Here is an 18,046-nt window from a genome sequence, read left to right on the forward strand (position 1 = left end):
TTATTTATTATTTTCTCCCTCTCAACCGAACGGGTTGACATCCACTGAACATCTTTATAAAGCCATACCCACTAACTCGGTATGCGTATTTTTGTCTTCAATTTTTCTTTGCCATACACTTTAATTGCAATCTTAGGCGCTAATTGGAACAATATTATCCCTATCGATGCGGTGATTAAGATGTATATTCCCCCAAACAAAGCATACTCACCAACCGCTAAACTCGCTATGATTACCGAAAACTCACCTCTAGCTGTTAAGGACAATCCAGCTTTTAATGCTGTTTTCTTATTTAAACCATACCATTTACCACCAACTATTCCGACTATTACTTTTGCAACAATTGTGTACACGATTAAGATGATCAATAAGGACAGCATAGGGATGGCACCAAACTCTATCGTTGTACCAAAATATAAGAAAAACAGGGGTAATAGCAAGTCTTTCATTGGTAACAATAAATGCTCAATAGGTTCAGGTCTTTTCACTTCTGCCAATGTAATTCCTATTAAGAATGCCCCTAACACTTCTGACAACCCTAATTGTAGCGCCCAGCCACCAAAAGCTAAGGCTAGTCCTACAATAAGCAAGATCATTACATCACTGTCCATATAAGCATCAAAGAAAGTAGCCAGTTTACTAAATACGAATACTCCTAACAAAATAGCAAGGATAGTCATCCCAATAATTTTTACGAATATCATACTAAAATCGAATGCAGTTAATCCTACACCTGCAGTCAATGCAACTAAAATCGCCACCACTATCGGGGCTACTAAGTCTTCAAAAATTAATAATCCTAACATAAACTCACTTTCAGTGTTTGCCATACGCTTATTAGACTCTAACAATTTTGCTGTTATTGAACTACTAGTCGCATAAGTAATACCACCAATAATGAAACTTGTTAGTAAATTCAAACCAAATAACAGACAAAGAGCCATAGGTAAGCCTAAACATAAAAGGACATCTAAGACACCTGCAGGAGCTACCTTCTTCGCGATACCTACTAATCTTTTTATCGGGAACTCTAAACCTAATAAAAAGAATAATAAAATGATCCCTATTTCACCCATTACATGCAGTAGTTTTAATTCGGTAAACAATCCACCTACAACTATCCCTAATACTATGTAAATAATTACATTCGGCACTTTCACTTTAACACCTATAAATCCTGCCACAAATAGCAGGAGAAATAATAGCCCACTATTTAATATCATGTTGTATTCCGAGAACAATTAAATCACACTCCTCGGTTGTTGGAATTAATATATTGCGTTTTTATCCATTCTTCAAACGAGAAAATATTTTCCTTACTTCCAGCCACCATTAGCACATCATCTGTTTTTAAAACTTCGTCAGCAGCAGGACTTACAATGACATTTTCACCTCTCGTTATCGCTACTACCATAGCGCCAGTTTTCGCTCTGATATCGGATTCCACCAAAGTCTTCCCTACTAAAGCACTACTTGCGGTTAACGTGTACCACTCTAACACCATTGCACCTTTGACCATTTTCATTTGGTCTGAATCCCCAGGCTGATAACTTGCACCTAATAATTGTGCACCTAACTCACGCGTGTCTTGTGCAGATAACTCAATTGCATAATCTGCTTCGTCATCATCTACGTCATGGGAAAAGTATAAATCTCGCTTACCCGTGTGATGTGTAATTAAATTTATTTTCTCATTTTTCGATGTCACCATTGTGATCTTCTTTCCAACGGTGGGTAAATCAGTTACTATGGTTTTCATTTGAAATTCTCCTTATTTCGTAATTTAGTTGCCGATTATCAGTACTTATACTTACATTAGTTTAACCCAACCTCCAATTCCTGTATAGATACGAGGCTTTCTACTACAAAGGTTTAAATTCTAATTTTTGAAACTAGATAAGTCCTAATATCGTATTATACAGGTAGCCATGGAACTGATATATATACCAATGAATTAACTAAAATATGGATACTTATTCCTATAAGGTGTAAAGTGGGAAGAAGAGGAGGAATATTTATGTTTATGGCTCAAGAACTATTTTTAATTATCATCCTTTTGTTATTTTTAGTTGGGATAGTTGTCGTAGTATTACTAATTTCCTTTTGGATGAAAAGTAGTTATAGGAAAAAAGATTTAAAAATCAAAGAGCTCCAAGATGAAATTGATGAACTAAAAGGAAAGAAATAAATATAAACGACGAAAGAAGAAAAAACAGTCTATTCTAGTAGACAACTAAATCACGTGAGACAAATCTAGTAATTACCTATTCTTTGGTGCGGCAACGGTACTGTTCCTTGATGAACTAGCGTTTTATCGGTCTGTAGTGCTAGTCTCTTTTTTGTTTTTAATAAATGGTTGCACCAAAAATAGAGAATTAGGAAAAATCTGCTCGGCAGTTGTCTTGTTATTGCTATATTTTTGGCATTGGCTATTTTTACAGTAGATAAGGTTCTGCCACTCTTATTGGGATTATCTGTTAAAACAAAGTAATAAATTAAATGGGAGAAAAAAGTTGAGAATTCTAACTATGCTTTTTCTTTCAACAGTTTTTTTGTTATTTACTTTTTGGTTTTTAGATACTTATACCATTTTGTTGTTCCTTGGAATACAGCTACCGATATAATTGGAATCATCCTTCTTGTTGTTATACCTATTTCTTATCTCTCAGCAACCAAAGCCTTAGACATAATTAAATCTTCATAACATGGATTAATTGGAAATGTTAATGAAAAACAAGAAGTAAAGAGCGTTATTGCAAGGTACAGTAAAAATACAAAAGGGGGTACAAATTATTAATGTTTAGTAGAAAAGATGAAGCTAAAGATCATACTAAAGCAGAAATTTTACTGGCTGGTCAATCACTTTCATTCAAACTTAGTAGCAGTGAAACAACAATACTAATGAAAAATTTAGAGGATGCATCATACGATTTTAAGAGAATGGAAACTATAAAATTATTTCATCAAGACGGTAGATTGAGGTCAGTTATTAACCCTTTACAAATTTCGAGAATTTGGTTCTCTTAATAAAGTACCTTATTGGATTATCGACGTGCGATAACGTAAGAAGCAAATGGTAGATAGTATTAAAATTTACTTATTCAAGAAAGAAGCAGTTAAGGATAACAATAGTGATAAATAGTTTATTGAAAGAAGTGAAAATAGATTGAAATCTTTATATATAATGATAATTACAATCGTTTTAACTTTTACTGGGTGTGGTCAAGGACCATCAATGTCAATAAATACTGCCAAGTCGCATTTGGAGAAGGAAGGATTTACACCAATAAATTTAAGATATAGCATGAATTTTCCGCGCACAGAAATGCCTTGGATTTGTATATGTGCCAAAGAAGATAATCAGTATATAACCGTGATAAATAGTAAAAAGGACTTCAAACAAGTTCAGATCGGTACTGAACAATACCTATCACTAGAAGAGATACAAGATAAACTAGTCAGTCTTGGTTATGAAAAAAATGAATATTTAATAAATAACCTTAATGTTGATTTATCAGAAAATGATCAACTCTACTGGTTTTTTCCTGTAGAAAGTTCAGGAAGTCTTTTGTTTTTTTCACTAGACGGGAAGAGAATTAACCATTAGACAATTTTAATATTTTATTTACTTAGATTGGAATTATCTATATCGTTGTTTTGGTTTTTAGAGTAATGAAATAGTAAACGGATAAAAGAATTGAAGAAAAGGTTGACAACTAAACGAGGAGACTACGCAAAATAAGGAGTAGATGAACTTGGCAATTACCTTAGAATGGTTTATCAAATGGCTTGTTGTTTTCGTAGTATTTATTATTATATTCGGAATACCTACATATATAATTTATATCTTCAATCAACGTCAAAATAGGTTGTTAAAAGCTAATTCACTGGAAGGAAAAGTTGAGGAGTTAGAAAGAAGAGTTAAAGAATTAGAGAATAAGGATAGGTGAAATCCCTTTTTATACAGAATATTTAACTTAGCTAGCCGCATTGATTTATTTCGCACTTAGTCTTATTAGTGATTTAGTGATCAAATTAAAAGAAAAGAAAGAAGCTTCTCCTGGCAGTGAGTGGTCTTTCTGAATTTAGAAATTAAACTATATGAAAGCTTTAGTGGAACAAGCAGCTAACGAGGAATACTTTAAGAAGAATAGGTTTCTAACAATTGTAACTGTAGGTTTAGAATTAGGGAGGCAATTATGAAACTGCCAAAATGTTCTGTTTGTGAGCAGCAATTTAGCCATAAAGAAATCATTAAATCACAATGGCGTCGTTCTTTTAAGGAGTTGAAATGTAGCAAATGTAACACAAAATATACTGTAAGGAATTCTTTTTTACACTTCTTAATTATTTTTAGTGGAGCTTATATAACTTCAAAATTGTTGTTAATAAATTATTTCAGCCCAGAAGTTAATTTACTAATTGAACTATTAATATTTATCATAACAGCGATTTTTATTTCTCTAATAACCCCGTATTTCGTAAAGTTAGGGACTCCTATAAAAGATTAGATGAAATTATCTCTTTAATTAATGAGTAGACATTAATTAACAGTTCAATTGACTTTCCTCTAAATAATGGTAAGGTCTAAATGTAAAAAGTTTTAGATATTTTTAGTAGCAGAGGAGATAAATGTATGGAGGACTTATTCTATATTTCTATTTTAGTTTTTGCAATTCTAATCATTATTATTACATTTGTAACATTACCAAATGTAGTAGGTGACGAGAGAAAAAGAATGATTAGAACAAAAGCACAAGCTCACGCATTCAGCACTATGATCTTTTTATTAACCTACCAGGCGGGAAGGGATTTCTACTCCACTTTCAGGGGTAATGATCCCTACGAGGCGATACCACCATTTGCAACTTTAAGTGGAGCGGCAGTTATTTATATAGGTTCCTTATTATTCTTTAACAGAAAGTATGGAAAATAAATGGAGAATCGAATCTGGGAGCATAGAAAATCTCGAAACCTATCACGGGAAGAAGTTGCGAAATTATGTGATGTATCGAGACAAACGATTAATGCTATTGAATACAATAGGTATGACCCAACATCAATTAGCCTTTCGATTAGCAGATGGGTGAAGCATGGGGAAGCATGGGGACGGTTCTTCTGCTTCCTAATTATTTCAAAAAGGAAGCACCAGAACCGTCCCCTTGCTTCCGAAGTTTGTCCATCGAAACGATCCCTAAAATCGGTCCGATGCTTAGGAAGGCAAAGACCCATTCCCAGCCAACTACCGTTTGAAGAAAGGGGAGGGCTTGAATGGTGATTATTGTAATCGCAAAACCAATGCACATTTGAAAGGTTAGAGCAGTACCTACATATTCTACATCTGCAAATTCTGAAACAGCTGCGGAAAATTGGGCAGAATCGGCAATCACGAACACCCCCCATAAAAAGGCAACGGCTAGCGTTAGCCAAACCGCCTTACCGAAAGTGAAGCCTATTAAAAGAGCACATACAGTACTGCCTGATAAGGCAATGATCGTTAACTGAGCACGACCTATTTTATCAGCGATATATCCGCCAAGGACAGAGCCGATCGCCCCTGCTATCCCAATCGAGAAAAATGCGGCAAGTGCGCTAAACCACAGACTAGTTTCAGGCGCATACATCATAAAGCTTGCGGTTAAAAAAGCAGGTAACCACGTCCACATCGCATAAAGCTCCCACATATGACCGAAATATCCGTAATTGGCTAGCATCACCGGTTTGTTTTGAAGGACTTTCCTAAGTAAAGTAAAAGAAAAAACAGTTTTATTCGAAGCGGTTGGGGCATCGGCAACCAATAGATACATCATGATCGCAGCGCAAAAAGCTAGGCTGGAACTTGCAATAATGATAAATTTCCAACTAACTGCTGTTAAAAAGACGACGATAAAATGAGGCAAAGCAGAGCCAAGTGTTAAAGCTGCTATTAGTATACCAATGGCTAAGCCGCGATTTTTAGGAAACCACGCTGCAAGAATTTTTACAGCAATAGGATAAACAAAGGCGAGAGTAATCCCGGTTAAAAAACGGAGTGAAATTCCGATGAAAGCAGACCCTGTAACTAATATAAAACAATTTATTACTGCACCAAATAGAGCGGCGATAGCAAAAATTTTCCGAGCGTTATACCGATCAGCGATACCAAAATAAGAACTAACTAATGCACCAACAATAAAACCTAATGGTACGGATGAAGAAATAAGCGCTTCACTAGAACCAGACAAATTCCAGATGTACTTGAGGTCGGTGATAATGACAGAGGCACTAAACCAAAGTGAGAGAGCGAATAATTGACTTAATGCGATCCAAAATAAAGCTGTCCAACGAGTCTGTTTCACAGTTATTCTCCTCAATCGTAGATTAATAATTTTCATCATATCATAATTTCAGCATGCCATAGCTAGACAAAGTAAAAATGATATGTTGAAAGTTTCATATACATGCTAAAATATTGGAAAGATGTTATTTTTCTGCCAAAAAATAGAGGAGGGTACTAATGGGGGAGCGAACGGTAATTATAACAGGAGCAAATTCAGGAATTGGCAAAGCAGCAGCGATCAAGTTTGCAACAGAAGGATACCGAGTAATCATGGCTTGTCGCGATGTTGACCGAAGTAAAAAGGCTCAAATGGAAATTATCGCTGCGACAGAAAGTGAGCGTGTTGAACTTATGGGGTTGGATGTTTCTTCGTTTGAATCGATACGCAACTTTTGCGCTGAGTTTAAAACTAAATATGAAAAGCTGGACATATTAATACATAACGCTGCTTACTTTAACCATGGTGAAAAAAGCTATCAGTTTAGCCGTGATCAAATCGAATTAACTTTTGCCACTAATACATTTGGTCCTTATTTAATGACAAAATTGTTAGCTGATCACCTTGCTAAATCAGAGGATCCAAGAATACTAAACGCGTGTACAACCAACATTCGCTACTTCTTTGATCCAAAGCGAAAAATTGAGTTTGATAATCTTCAAGGTGAGTTCAAAGACAGCAAGCCATATAGCGTCTACGTCAATTATGGGAACTCGAAAATGGCCTTGTTGATGCTAACCTTTAAAATGGCAGAGCACTACCACGAACAAGGGATTAAAGTAAATGCAGTTCAAATTCCAGTGATAAAAGTGTCAAAAGAAACGATAAAAAAGGTCAGCCCTGGTTATCGTATCATTGCGAGACTTCAAAACCTTTTAGGTGATTCCCAAGAATCGATGGCTAATACATATTTTCATATATGCACCTCGGAAGAGTTTAAAAATGTTACAGGAAGACTCGTTAATGATAAACGGAAAATTGTGAACTCATCACATTATGGTTCTAGCATCAAGGACGGTGTAAAACAATTTTTTGATAAAGATGTTTATCCAACCTATGCGGATAACCGTGAAATAATTGAAAAAGTGTGGGAGCTAAGTTCTAGGTTAACAGAAGAGGCTTGAAAAATGAGGTGTTAAAATATGAAATTCACTTGGAATAAATTGGTCATCCATCATATACTAGATGAATAGGAAGGGAGGATATTGTATTGAATAAGCTGTTAGTAGAACTATTTAGTTGGATGAAAGTACTGTTCTTTTCATTAGCAATATTTTTAGTTGTTAGTATTTTTGTGTTTCAACCTTATACGGTAAATGGAAGTTCCATGGAGCCGACATTCACTGGAACAGATCCGGGCCATCATGAAGAAAAAGGGGATTTCGTTCTCGTGTCAAAAAGCTCTTATAAGTTATGGGGGAAACCTGAAGTCGGCGATATCGTGGTGATTGATAGTCGGACGTTCAAAAAGCGGACGATGAAAGATGAACTTAGAGAACATCCTTTAGTAAATCTCTTTACAGAAAATCCTAGCAACAATTATAAGTGGATTAAGAGAGTAATTGGCGAAGAGGGAGATACGATTGAGCTAAAAGACGGAAAGCTGTATCGTAATGGGACGCAACTAGAAGAAGATTATATTTTAGAAGAGACGGAAGGTAGCTTTGAAGCGGTTATTGTCCCTGAAGATCATGTATTTGTATTAGGTGATAATCGAAATCATAGCGGTGACAGTCGCGAGATCGGTGCAGTTCCAAATGATCATATAATTGGCAAAGTTTTTGTTCGCTATTTTCCATTTAGTAAATTAGATTTGTTTTAAGTTCGGTCGGAGTGTTCAGCCCTTGTACCAAACTTAGGATCAGTTCCTTTAATCATATCTACTAAAGAGCATGCTAAAACGAAAGCTATGAAATCCTTTTTAAAAAAACTAGTTAGAAATAGAGGCAAGGTCAAGATGGGAACATCTCACCTTGCCTCTATGTGTTTATAGTTCATGAATAAACGAGAACGATTTCTTTTCGTAGGCCATTTTCTCTTCATAAAAACGGTGGGCATCTTTGCGTTGCAATCCTGAAGTGAGAGCGACTGAATGGCAACCTTCGTCCTTGGCTAGTTGATGGATGAACGACAATAGCTTTTGGCCATAGCCATTTGAGCGAGCGCTTACCTTTGTAACTAGATCATATACATACATGTGTTTGAAATTGTAGAAGTTTACTAACTGGCTGATCCCTGCTAAGGCGACAATTTCTTCATTTGCATATAAGGCAAACATTCGATAGCCTTGTGGGACCATTTGTTTAAGTAGCTGCAGATAGTCGTGCTCTGATAAATGTGTTCGTAATTCGTGCATCACTGGATAGGCTTCAAGCCATTGTTGCTCAGTTTTCAATTCTTGAATGACCATTTTTAAATCCCCCTAAAAATTGTATTTTATAGTATCTAATATATCGGTAAAGTGGTCTGAATAAAAGGAATATTTTAAAAATAATTCTGTGTTTAAATGTCAAACGACATAAGTATGTTGGTAACACAATTGGTGACGTACAGCTTTGTCACTATTGAAGTTCGATTTTTTGAAAAGCTAGATCGGTTGGGTCATTAGAATTAAAAAAAGCAGTACAGTGGTGTTATCCACTTGTACTGCTTTATCTATATATATTCGTTATAGATGGAAGGCGTAATGATAGGGGAATGCCAATTTTATGACAAACGGTCATATAGTGCATAAGTGTAAGTAATACAACCCCTGTATTCATTCCAATAATAATTCCATGCATTTGCAAATTTGGATTTGATCCTAAGAAATACATGAGTAAAAATGAGATAAATGTTGACCAAACCGCATGCATTAGCGCGTCTTTCACTAAACCTAAACCAATTAAATAGGCTTGAAGTGGGATGACAAAGAAGTGAAATAAGAAATAGGGTACTAACAGCTGTAAGTAAACAACAGCTGGTGAATCTTTGAAAAATAGACCTGTTAATGGTTCGGCAAAAAAGTAAAAAATAAGCACAGAAGGGAGCCCGTAGGCGAGCGTTAACTTCATAACTTGGATTAATAAGTTTTGGAGTTTTAGATAATCTTGTTTGGCATAAGCTTCAGCAACTGTTGGAATTAACACTATTAATAACGAATGTGCAATAAATGCCGGGAAAAAACCTATCGAAAATGCGACTCCAGCCAACTTTCCAAACTGAGCAGTGGCCATTGTTTCTGTGAGACCAGCGTTTACTAGGGCATATTTGATTAAAAATGGCTTTACTGCAAAGGTGACAGAGTGGAAAATTCGAACTCCTGTCATAGGCAAGGAAACCGCTAATAAACCTTTGCGGACAGTATCACCATTAAGTGTTGCATGCTCCTCCAATCTTTCTGACCGTAGTTGAATAAAGAACATCGTAGCCATGTAGGCAAAAACAACAAACTCACTAGCGATAAGGGTACATAAGGCAACTAATAGAGCAATCTCGTGTTCGAATTGAAATAGTTGATAAACGATAACGAGTAGAACTAATTGAAGAGCACGACGGATAAAATTAGAGATTGCGATTTTACCCATTTGCTGTGAACCCATGAAATACCCCCGAAAAACTGAGGAAAATGAGATGATCGGGATGAGAATATAAACAAGTATTTTTACATACGGATGGTAAAGTTCAAAAACAGGGATATGTGGAACGACAATCATAGCTAGGGCTAAGAAGAGAATGGCAATAAAGGATGCAATTCCAATAGCGTGTAGTAACATGCTTCGGTGATACCGCTTGTCTTTTTCTGCAACGAATTTAGAAATTGAAATGGGAAGCTCCATACTAGCAAGTACGGCAATGAGCATAATCGTTGGGAGGATCGACATATAAAGGCCTAATCCTTGTTCCCCTAATTCTCTAGCTAAGACAATGTTGATGACTAACTCAAGACTCTCCCCAATAAAAGCTGCAATTGCTAATAGAAGTACCCCACGAAAAAATAGTTTCATAACACTTATCCCCTAACAAACATAAAAGTTTACTTAAAGACTATGAGACAAGTTTGGAAAATATGATTTTATTGAAGTGATCTTATCGATCTGCCCGTGGAGTTTGGATGGATACAGCCTTTGTCTGTGATAGATGTTCCATCTAGGAAGTAAACAACAAAATATAAGTGAAACTACTCAGGTCCTAAAGACGTAAAATATATATAAATAATCTTTGAAGAATGCTGAAAATGGGAGGGGTCAAGGTGAACAAAAAAGGTTGTATGAAATGTGGTGGAACAGAAGCAGGAACGAAGGAGATAGCCACAACAGGTACGGGGGTATCTAAGATGTTTGATATCCAACATAATAAATTTATCGTTGTGTTTTGTAAAAACTGCGGCTATTCGGAGCTTTATAATAAGCAAACTTCGACAGCTTCAAATGTAATTGACTTCTTTTTTGGTGGATAATCGGATAATAAAAAGGGATTTCTCATAGTTGAGAGATCCTTTTTTTCGCTAGAAGATTTAGCTATATTCCTTGAACGCGTGATAGTATATATTTTGTATTGAGTTAATATTCACTATCGAGTAATAATAGAATTAAAGATGAACGATTTTAATCTAGAAGTGAGGAACAAGGATGAGAGTTGATAGGGAAAGATTATTTGGAATTAGTCTAGTATTAGCGGCGGCCATATTTTGGGGAGTATCAGGCACGGTTGCCCAATACTTATTTCAGAACCATAGTGTTACTGTTTCCTGGCTTGTTGTTACTAGATTGCTAGTTTCAGGTGTTCTTATTTTGGGTATTACCCTAATAAAGAAAGACAGAAACGTTTGGAACATTTGGAAATCTAATTGGTTAAGCTTGCTTTGCTTTGGATTATTTGGACTGTTAGCTGTTCAATTTACATACTTTGCTGCCATAGAAGCATCAAATGCGGCAACAGCAACGTTACTACAATATTTAGCACCTGTTTTAATTGTCATTTTTGTTGCAATGAAACTTAAACGTTTTCCAACGAGAACACAAATAATCGCGATTTTTTTAGCACTAATAGGGACGTTTTTATTAGTCACACATGGCTACTTTCAGGAACTTTCAATAACTGGCTCAGCCTTATTCTGGGGAATAGCTTCGGCGTTTGCCTTAGCATTTTATACAGTTCAACCAATTAAGCTACTACAACAATTTGGTTCTTTTGTTGTCGTCGGCTGGGGAATGATTATTGGGGGGATTGGGATGAGCTTTTTTCACCCACCGTGGCGAGTTGAAGCAAACATCAACATTACGTCCATAGCTGCCATTTTGTTTGTCATTATCTTTGGTACACTTCTTTCGTTTATTTGTTACTTAGAAAGTTTAAAATACTTAAATGCAACTGAAACAAGTCTCTTAGCATGCGCAGAACCGTTATCTGCAGCAGTTCTATCCGTGATCTGGCTACAAGTGTCATTTGGTGTTTCAGAATGGACAGGAGCCTTCTGTATTATTTCAACGATTGTTATCCTATCGCGCGTGAAAGAAAAGAAAAAACAATTTCTAGTGAAGGAGAGAAAAGGGGCATGAATGGATTTTCACAGCAGTTTTACGAAAAATTAATGAGTGAATATGATAGTAGCTTAAATCGTTCGGGTATTGATGGGGAACGTTTAGCTAGCCGGTTAGCGAAATTAACGGAAATTGGCTTAACATTAGAAAATGGCTCGAATCGAATGGGCTTTTCTAAAGAAGAGCGCAAGGCAAAAGAGCTAGTGAAAGTTTGGATGAAAGAGGCGGGCTTAGACGTTCGTGAAGATGGCGCTGGAAATGTTTTTGGAAGGTTACTTGGTAAAGATAGTGACGCTCCTATTATTTTATCGGGTTCACATTTAGATTCGGTTTCAAATGGTGGTCATTTTGATGGTCCGCTTGGAGTGCTAGTAGCACTAGAAGTTGTAGAGGCATGGAACGAAACTGGCTTTCAACCGAGTCGATCGTATGAAGTAGCTATTTTTACAGATGAGGAAGGCTCAAGGTTTAATGGAGGACTAAGTGGAAGCACAGCAATGGTTGGGGATGTTGACCGAGACGATCAGGTAAACCTAGTTGATGTTAACGGTGACTCGTTTCAGAAGGTAATTGAAGCAGACGGCTTAACGGTTAAGGACTATTTCGCCGCTAAACGTGACTTAAAAGAAATTGCGGCATTCATTGAAGTTCATATTGAACAAGGAAAACAATTAGAGAAACGGGATCTGCCTGTCGGAGTAGTGACGGGTATTGCTGGACCTTGTTGGATTGAGATAACGTTCTCTGGGGAAGCAGGACATGCTGGAAATACGCCAATGAACGATCGCAAAGATGCTTTAATTGCTGCTAGTATGTTTATCCTAGAATTAGAGCGATTTCCTAGAGAAATCAGTCCAACTGCTGTTGCAACAGTAGGGCGATTACACGTTCACCCTAATGGAATTAATGTTATACCTGGCAAAGTCACGTTAACAGTTGATATTCGTGATATTTATAAGGAGACGAGAGACTTACTTGTTGAGGAAATTATAAAAATGGCCCAGGAAATTGCTGAACATCGGAAAGTAACTATAGACGTAGGTGAAAAAGTTAGAATTGCACCTGTCCCAATTTCATTTAAAATGCAAGGGAAAGTAATGAAGGCTGTTGAAGAGCAAGGATTCGAGTCTTTTTCATTGCCTAGTGGAGCAGGTCACGATGCAATGATTATTGGGCGGCACGTACCTGCTGCGATGCTGTTTGTCCGAAGCAAAGATGGAATTAGTCACAATCCGAAAGAATGGACTTCGTTAAATGATTGTGTGATTGCAGCTCATGTGTTAAAAGGGGTAGTTGAGGAACTGACAGAATAAGATTAAGTGAAGATGACAAAAAAATGAAAACCACTTGCAAAAACGAATAATTGGTAATATAATCTAATTAACCGATGGTCAATAAAAGGAGCAAGCAAATGTCCCCTCGAAAACCAGCCTCTGAAGAACTAACTAGAGAGATGATTTTAAAAGAAGCAAGAACTCAGTTTGTTGAAAAGGATTTTCAAAAAGTATCAATGCGCAACATCGCCAAACAGTTAGGTTGTAGTCATGGCGCAATTTATTACCATTTTAAAAATAAAGCGGAATTATTTTACGGGATTGTTGAAGAGGATTTCGCAACTCTCAATAAGCTAGTAGAAGAAGTAGCACAAAGTACTGATGATGACGAAACAAAGATATATATGATTTTTCTTCGTTTTATCGAATTTGGTCTAAACAATCAGAGTCAGTACGAAATTATGTTTATGACTAGAAACTCGGAAGTTGATAGTTTAAATCAGCAGGCAGCTTATGCAAGTTATCAATTATTTGCAAAGAAGGTGCAGTCAGTAGCTAACAAACAGCTAGCGATTAAAGATATTTGGTCTGCATTCATTGCCCTGCATGGTTTTGTCTCCTATTACCGTGGCTATGTAACTAGTTTTGAAGAAGCGAAACTACCTGCCGAAGGACACGTCAATTTTGTATTAAAAGGGTTACTTAGTTAAAATAAAAAATACAATCTTTAAATAGTAGTATTCATTAAAAATAGTTTTGGGCCCATAAAAGTAACTCAAGAATATTTTTACATTCCTGACTTCTAATGGGGCCAAACTGTAAATGTCTATAGAGGTTTCAACTAAATTTTTTTTAGTGGTATTTGACCAGTGGTTAATAAATAAAAAGGGAGCGATTGTTCATGAAAAAGGTATTAGTATTAGGGGCTTCAGGTGGGATTGGGTATGCATTAGTTCAAGAGTTAGTTTCTCGCGGTGTTGAAGTAATAGCGTTTGCAAGGGGGAAAGAAAAGTTAGAGACTCTATATCGAAGCGAAGCAAACGTGAAGATTTTTCAAGGTGATGCCCTTGTCGAACAGGATGTCATTGAAGCGTCAAAGGGAGTTGACGTTATTTTTCACTCTGTAGGTTTTCCATATCAAGACTGGGATGAGACACACCCTCTTTGTGTAGAAATTATGATTACGGCTGCTAGAAAAGTTGGAGCAAAAATAGCATTTGTCGACAATGTGTATGCTTATGGTAGACAGGGAGAATTAGTAACTGAAATAACAAAGAAAATTCCCCATACGAAAAAAGGAAAGCTACGCCTTGCCATGGAAACTAGCTTGAAAGAAAGTGGTGTCCCAACGTTGATCGTTCATATGCCGGATGTGTACGGTCCTAATTGTGAAAATACAATTCTCCATGAAACGTTGAAAAATGTTGTTCAAAACAAAACGGCAAACTTTGTTGGTTCTATGAAACCAGCTCGAGAGTATCTTTACACTCCTGATGGAGCTAAGGCAATGGTGGAACTAGCTCTTCGTGAGGGTGCTTATGATCAAAATTGGAATATTCCCGCTGCTTACCCGATAACTGGGGAAGAGTTACTAGAGCTATTTCAAAAGCAATTCAACTATACGAAATCACTGCGTTCTATTTCTAAAGCGATGATCAGACTCATAGGAGTTTTCCAACCATTCATGAAAGAAATGGTAGAGATGATGTATTTAACGGAAGAGCCAGTTGTCTTAAGTGGTCAAAAATATGAGAGAGAAATTGGCACAATGCCACGGACATCCTATCAGGATGGGCTTAACCAGACATTTAAATGGATGGAAGAGAATTCAAAGAAAGAGTTACAAGTAAGATAGAAAAGGATAGAGGCTGACTCAAAAGGTTATTTTAAAATGACTTTTGAGCTCAGTCTCTTTTTTTAGCCATCTTATAGACAAGCTAAAATCACTTTTGAATCCACTCATTTTTATCTTATCGACTCTCATTTTTTCTCTTGAAATGCTATACTTTTCAAATTATAGGTGACAGAAAGTTACCACATTCTTCAATGTGCCCTTTACACTGTCTTTGAGCTCGTGAAGGGCACGCGGGGAGCGCTCATGTGCCCTTTAAGCTGACTTTGATAACGTGAAGGGCACGTGGGGAGCGCCCATGTGCCCTTTAAGTTGGCTTTGATGACGTGAGGGGCACGTGGGGAGCGCCCATGTGCCCTTTAAGCTGGCTTTGATGACGTGATGGACACGTGGGGAGCGCCCATGTGCCCTTTAAACAAGATTTGATCACGTGACGGGCACATTGACCGCGGCAATTAAAGCCATCTCCACTATTAAAATAGATTTGCAAGAATACAATTGTATCTCTACTAAAATAGTTTTTCACAAACATACAGTTAAAATCACTTGGGTGTCCACTGATACTAATTGGTTAGCCTCAGTTTCAAAAAAAAGGAATTAGATACCCCTATGCTGAATAGGTAGGAGACGTTATTTGATAAGCTATGCTTTACTGAGTGAAATAAATACATATAGAGAACCTAGAGGGAGTGGTTATTATGGAACGTTATTTTGGGTTTGCAAAGGAATTATTAACAAAAGGGTTAGCGAAAGAAGAAGATAGCTACGGCGAGGATAACTTATATGATCTCAATATCACGGACACCTCTGACTTTGAATTTTATTTGTCATTAGCAAAACAATGTAATGGCAAGGTGTTAGATGTTGGATGTGGTACAGGAAGAGTGTTAAGGGAACTATTAAAGGCGGGGTATGACGCAGTTGGGGTTGACCTATCTGAGGAGATGTTAGCTGTTGCGAAGTTGAAATTAACAGAAGCTGGATTTAATCCGCTACTTATTCAGGGGGATATGCGAAATCTCCAGATAGATGATAAATTTGCACTAACGATCATTCCTAATTGTTCAATGATTTATATTAATAATGATGAGGACAGAAAACGTGTATTTAAATCAGTTTCTAACTCCTTACAAAAGGGCGGGTTGTTTGCGTTTGACTTTGATGCAGAAGATGTGCCCTTGGGTGAAACAAAACCATGGCTGTCTGCACAAACAGTTAATCAAAATTCAGGTGAAGTCGTTATTTCCACCGTTCAAATGAAAGGAATCGATAATCAGCTACGGTTAATTAATATGGTTAATTATCGTTACAATAGTGAGAACAATTGTCATATCACTGTAAATGCTTCGTTTGAGGCAACGTGTAAGCACGAACGAATGATTGAGCTTCTCGAAGCAACAGGATTTCATGTGAAAGGCATTTATAGTGACTATCAGTTAACGCCATATCAGGGTGAAGAGCTATGTGTAGTCGTTGCTGAAAAGTTATAGTAAACTAGCATTTTCAACATGACCTATTTTACTAATATGATAAAATAACATTGAAGTATTTACGGCATTAAAATGCCATACAGGAGGAGTAAAGATGCAGGTCGAGTTCGGATTTCAAAATGATCTCATAGAGATTGTATTTACGTTAGTAACGTGGGGATTAATTGCTTTTATGGCTGTACGTTACTATAATAATCAACGAGAAACAACAACACTATGGAAAGCATTTATCGTTACTTTTATCGGGATTTTTTCGTTTACATTTAATTTCACGATTTTAGATACGCTTGTTAAAGTTGCTCTTTTACCGCTTGGGGTCTGGGTGTTATATTGGCTTTTAAAAGAAAAGGGCGATATATGGAAAAGGTATCGTAAGTTCGCCTGGTTAGGGTTTTGGGCAAATTATTTATTTTTAATGACTACGTTGCTTTCCATTCCACTCCACAATATTGTTTATCCTAAGGATGATGCTAAAACGTATGTTGCTAATGTAGAAAATGCGACGATCGTGTCTACGCATCCTTCAGCAGCTGAAGTTAGCTTAAATCATGAAAAGCTTAGAGAACAACTTCGGACAATGAACATCGAAGCAATTCATAGCGATACATGGTATACATGGCATACAGACATGTATTACATACAAGACACTAAAGAAATAGAAGAACGATTTCCTTATCAACTAGCAGGGACTTCCTCAAAATGGGGGAGCGGCATAGCGACGGTTATTTTCGTCGAGAATGATGGCAAGGGATTACTAATATCTACTTCCAAAAAACAAGTCTATTTCCGCTCAAATGAAATATTTTTAGAGGGGGAACTAAAAAAATGAACAAGAAGGAAATTTCCCTAATTGGAATTTGCACATTGATCGTTGTTTTATCAATTATTATTTATTTGTTTTACTTTGCGACGCCTAAAGCCTTTCCTAATGAAGAACTTTTGATCGACAGCATGAATGAGCTTTTTCCTAGTGCAAAAGTGAGTCGCATTCAAGATGTTATTCATCTTAATGAGAGAAATGTGTTTGTTCCGTTTATCTCTCGTGATAACGATTATGGGATAAGTTATTGGATATGGGATAAATATCAATGGAAGGTAGCAAAAATCGAAACTAGAGGTGAACCTGAAGTTTGGAAGTTTAATGGCAATGTCCCGGCTAATCACCATATTGTATGGAATATAAATCCAAATGATCAGTTAAGTCATCTGGATTTTTATCTAATTAGAGATCGAGGTTATTCTATTAGGAACGACATTCATACGTATTACCCAAAAGTACAAATGACGACGACGGCTTCGCTTAACGAGCAATCATACGGGGTTATGCCTGTTCCTAGTGAGTGGAATAGCTTACTAAAGGCAGTTGAAAACATTTGGATAACCAATCAGGGCGATTGGCTATTTGGTCAAGTGTATCAGCAAGATCAGCTCTATATCGGTTGGATTCCATATGCGAAAAACGGAAAAGTATTTTTTCCGGAGTACTCAGTAAATGGTGGAGGCTATATAAACAAATCTATTAAAGTTGAATTTCTGAGAATTTTAAATGAAAGTGAACTAGAATTGCCTTAAAAAAAGGAAGGTGTCTACA

General features: G+C 36.6%; 21 protein-coding genes and 1 pseudogene. 17 read left to right on the forward strand and 5 right to left on the reverse strand.

Annotation, left to right across the window (positions count from 1 at the left end):
- Positions 1-71: 71 nt before the first annotated feature.
- Positions 72-1,241: a cation:proton antiporter gene (locus ACK4M9_RS05610; protein WP_409848611.1), complete on the reverse strand. Its 1,170-nt coding sequence runs from the start codon at positions 1,239-1,241 to the stop codon at positions 72-74.
- A 5-nt stretch (positions 1,242-1,246) separates the two neighbouring features.
- Positions 1,247-1,759, reverse strand: a complete 513-nt coding sequence (locus ACK4M9_RS05615) for a cation:proton antiporter regulatory subunit (protein ID WP_409848612.1) — start codon at positions 1,757-1,759, stop codon at positions 1,247-1,249.
- Between the two features lie 258 nt (positions 1,760-2,017).
- Between ACK4M9_RS05615 and ACK4M9_RS05620 the strand changes: the two genes are divergently transcribed.
- The 7 genes and pseudogenes from ACK4M9_RS05620 to ACK4M9_RS05650 form a co-directional block, all read left to right on the forward strand.
- Positions 2,018-2,188, forward strand: coding sequence for a hypothetical protein (locus tag ACK4M9_RS05620; protein WP_409848613.1), 171 nt, complete (start codon positions 2,018-2,020; stop codon positions 2,186-2,188).
- Positions 2,189-2,796: 608 nt separating this feature from the next.
- Positions 2,797-3,027: a hypothetical protein gene (locus tag ACK4M9_RS05625; protein WP_409848614.1), complete on the forward strand. Its 231-nt coding sequence runs from the start codon at positions 2,797-2,799 to the stop codon at positions 3,025-3,027.
- Positions 3,028-3,166: 139 nt separating this feature from the next.
- A complete protein-coding gene (locus tag ACK4M9_RS05630; RefSeq protein WP_409848615.1) occupies positions 3,167-3,607 on the forward strand; it encodes a hypothetical protein in 441 nt (146 codons plus the stop codon).
- Positions 3,608-3,755: 148 nt separating this feature from the next.
- Positions 3,756-3,950 (forward strand): hypothetical protein, encoded by a 195-nt coding sequence (locus ACK4M9_RS05635; protein WP_409848616.1) that lies wholly within the window; start codon positions 3,756-3,758, stop codon positions 3,948-3,950.
- A gap of 249 nt (positions 3,951-4,199) precedes the next feature.
- On the forward strand, positions 4,200-4,511 hold the full coding sequence (locus tag ACK4M9_RS05640; RefSeq protein WP_409848617.1) for a TIGR04104 family putative zinc finger protein: 312 nt from the start codon (positions 4,200-4,202) through the stop codon (positions 4,509-4,511).
- A gap of 125 nt (positions 4,512-4,636) precedes the next feature.
- Positions 4,637-4,936, forward strand: coding sequence for a hypothetical protein (locus ACK4M9_RS05645; protein WP_409848618.1), 300 nt, complete (start codon positions 4,637-4,639; stop codon positions 4,934-4,936).
- A pseudogene (locus ACK4M9_RS05650) lies at positions 4,937-5,014 on the forward strand (transcriptional regulator); the annotation flags it as partial.
- 115 nt (positions 5,015-5,129) lie between these two features.
- Here ACK4M9_RS05650 and ACK4M9_RS05655 read toward each other — a convergent pair.
- A complete protein-coding gene (locus ACK4M9_RS05655; RefSeq protein ID WP_409848619.1) occupies positions 5,130-6,338 on the reverse strand; it encodes an MFS transporter in 1,209 nt (402 codons plus the stop codon).
- A gap of 158 nt (positions 6,339-6,496) precedes the next feature.
- On the opposite strand from ACK4M9_RS05655, the gene ACK4M9_RS05660 reads away from it, so the two are divergent.
- Together ACK4M9_RS05660 and lepB are read left to right on the forward strand one after the other, a co-directional pair.
- Positions 6,497-7,441 (forward strand): SDR family NAD(P)-dependent oxidoreductase, encoded by a 945-nt coding sequence (locus ACK4M9_RS05660; protein WP_409848620.1) that lies wholly within the window; start codon positions 6,497-6,499, stop codon positions 7,439-7,441.
- Positions 7,442-7,527: 86 nt separating this feature from the next.
- On the forward strand, positions 7,528-8,139 hold the full coding sequence (gene lepB, locus ACK4M9_RS05665) for a signal peptidase I (RefSeq protein WP_409848621.1): 612 nt from the start codon (positions 7,528-7,530) through the stop codon (positions 8,137-8,139).
- A gap of 165 nt (positions 8,140-8,304) precedes the next feature.
- On the opposite strand, the gene ACK4M9_RS05670 is transcribed toward lepB, so the two are convergent.
- Positions 8,305-8,727, reverse strand: a complete 423-nt coding sequence (locus ACK4M9_RS05670) for a GNAT family N-acetyltransferase (RefSeq protein ID WP_409848622.1) — start codon at positions 8,725-8,727, stop codon at positions 8,305-8,307.
- Between the two features lie 241 nt (positions 8,728-8,968).
- A complete protein-coding gene (locus ACK4M9_RS05675; RefSeq protein ID WP_409848623.1) occupies positions 8,969-10,303 on the reverse strand; it encodes a polysaccharide biosynthesis protein in 1,335 nt (444 codons plus the stop codon).
- A 245-nt stretch (positions 10,304-10,548) separates the two neighbouring features.
- On the opposite strand from ACK4M9_RS05675, the gene ACK4M9_RS05680 reads away from it, so the two are divergent.
- The 8 genes from ACK4M9_RS05680 (at position 10,549) to ACK4M9_RS05715 (ending at position 18,027) form a co-directional block, all read left to right on the forward strand.
- Positions 10,549-10,755 (forward strand): zinc ribbon domain-containing protein, encoded by a 207-nt coding sequence (locus tag ACK4M9_RS05680; protein WP_409848624.1) that lies wholly within the window; start codon positions 10,549-10,551, stop codon positions 10,753-10,755.
- 172 nt (positions 10,756-10,927) lie between these two features.
- On the forward strand, positions 10,928-11,857 hold the full coding sequence (locus ACK4M9_RS05685; protein ID WP_409848625.1) for a DMT family transporter: 930 nt from the start codon (positions 10,928-10,930) through the stop codon (positions 11,855-11,857).
- A complete protein-coding gene (locus ACK4M9_RS05690) occupies positions 11,854-13,152 on the forward strand; it encodes a Zn-dependent hydrolase (RefSeq protein ID WP_409848626.1) in 1,299 nt (432 codons plus the stop codon). Before ACK4M9_RS05685 ends, ACK4M9_RS05690 begins: the two co-directional genes overlap by 4 nt.
- A gap of 98 nt (positions 13,153-13,250) precedes the next feature.
- Positions 13,251-13,823: a TetR/AcrR family transcriptional regulator gene (locus ACK4M9_RS05695; protein ID WP_409848627.1), complete on the forward strand. Its 573-nt coding sequence runs from the start codon at positions 13,251-13,253 to the stop codon at positions 13,821-13,823.
- Positions 13,824-14,014: 191 nt separating this feature from the next.
- A complete protein-coding gene (locus ACK4M9_RS05700; RefSeq protein WP_409848628.1) occupies positions 14,015-14,968 on the forward strand; it encodes an SDR family NAD(P)-dependent oxidoreductase in 954 nt (317 codons plus the stop codon).
- A 695-nt stretch (positions 14,969-15,663) separates the two neighbouring features.
- Positions 15,664-16,455: a class I SAM-dependent DNA methyltransferase gene (locus ACK4M9_RS05705; protein ID WP_409848629.1), complete on the forward strand. Its 792-nt coding sequence runs from the start codon at positions 15,664-15,666 to the stop codon at positions 16,453-16,455.
- A gap of 94 nt (positions 16,456-16,549) precedes the next feature.
- Positions 16,550-17,284: a hypothetical protein gene (locus ACK4M9_RS05710; RefSeq protein ID WP_409848630.1), complete on the forward strand. Its 735-nt coding sequence runs from the start codon at positions 16,550-16,552 to the stop codon at positions 17,282-17,284.
- On the forward strand, positions 17,281-18,027 hold the full coding sequence (locus tag ACK4M9_RS05715) for a hypothetical protein (protein WP_409848631.1): 747 nt from the start codon (positions 17,281-17,283) through the stop codon (positions 18,025-18,027). Before ACK4M9_RS05710 ends, ACK4M9_RS05715 begins: the two co-directional genes overlap by 4 nt.
- Positions 18,028-18,046: the final 19 nt, after the last annotated feature.

It is taken from the genome of Anaerobacillus sp., assembly GCF_046314235.1.
Lineage (GTDB): Bacteria > Bacillota > Bacilli > Bacillales > Anaerobacillaceae > Anaerobacillus.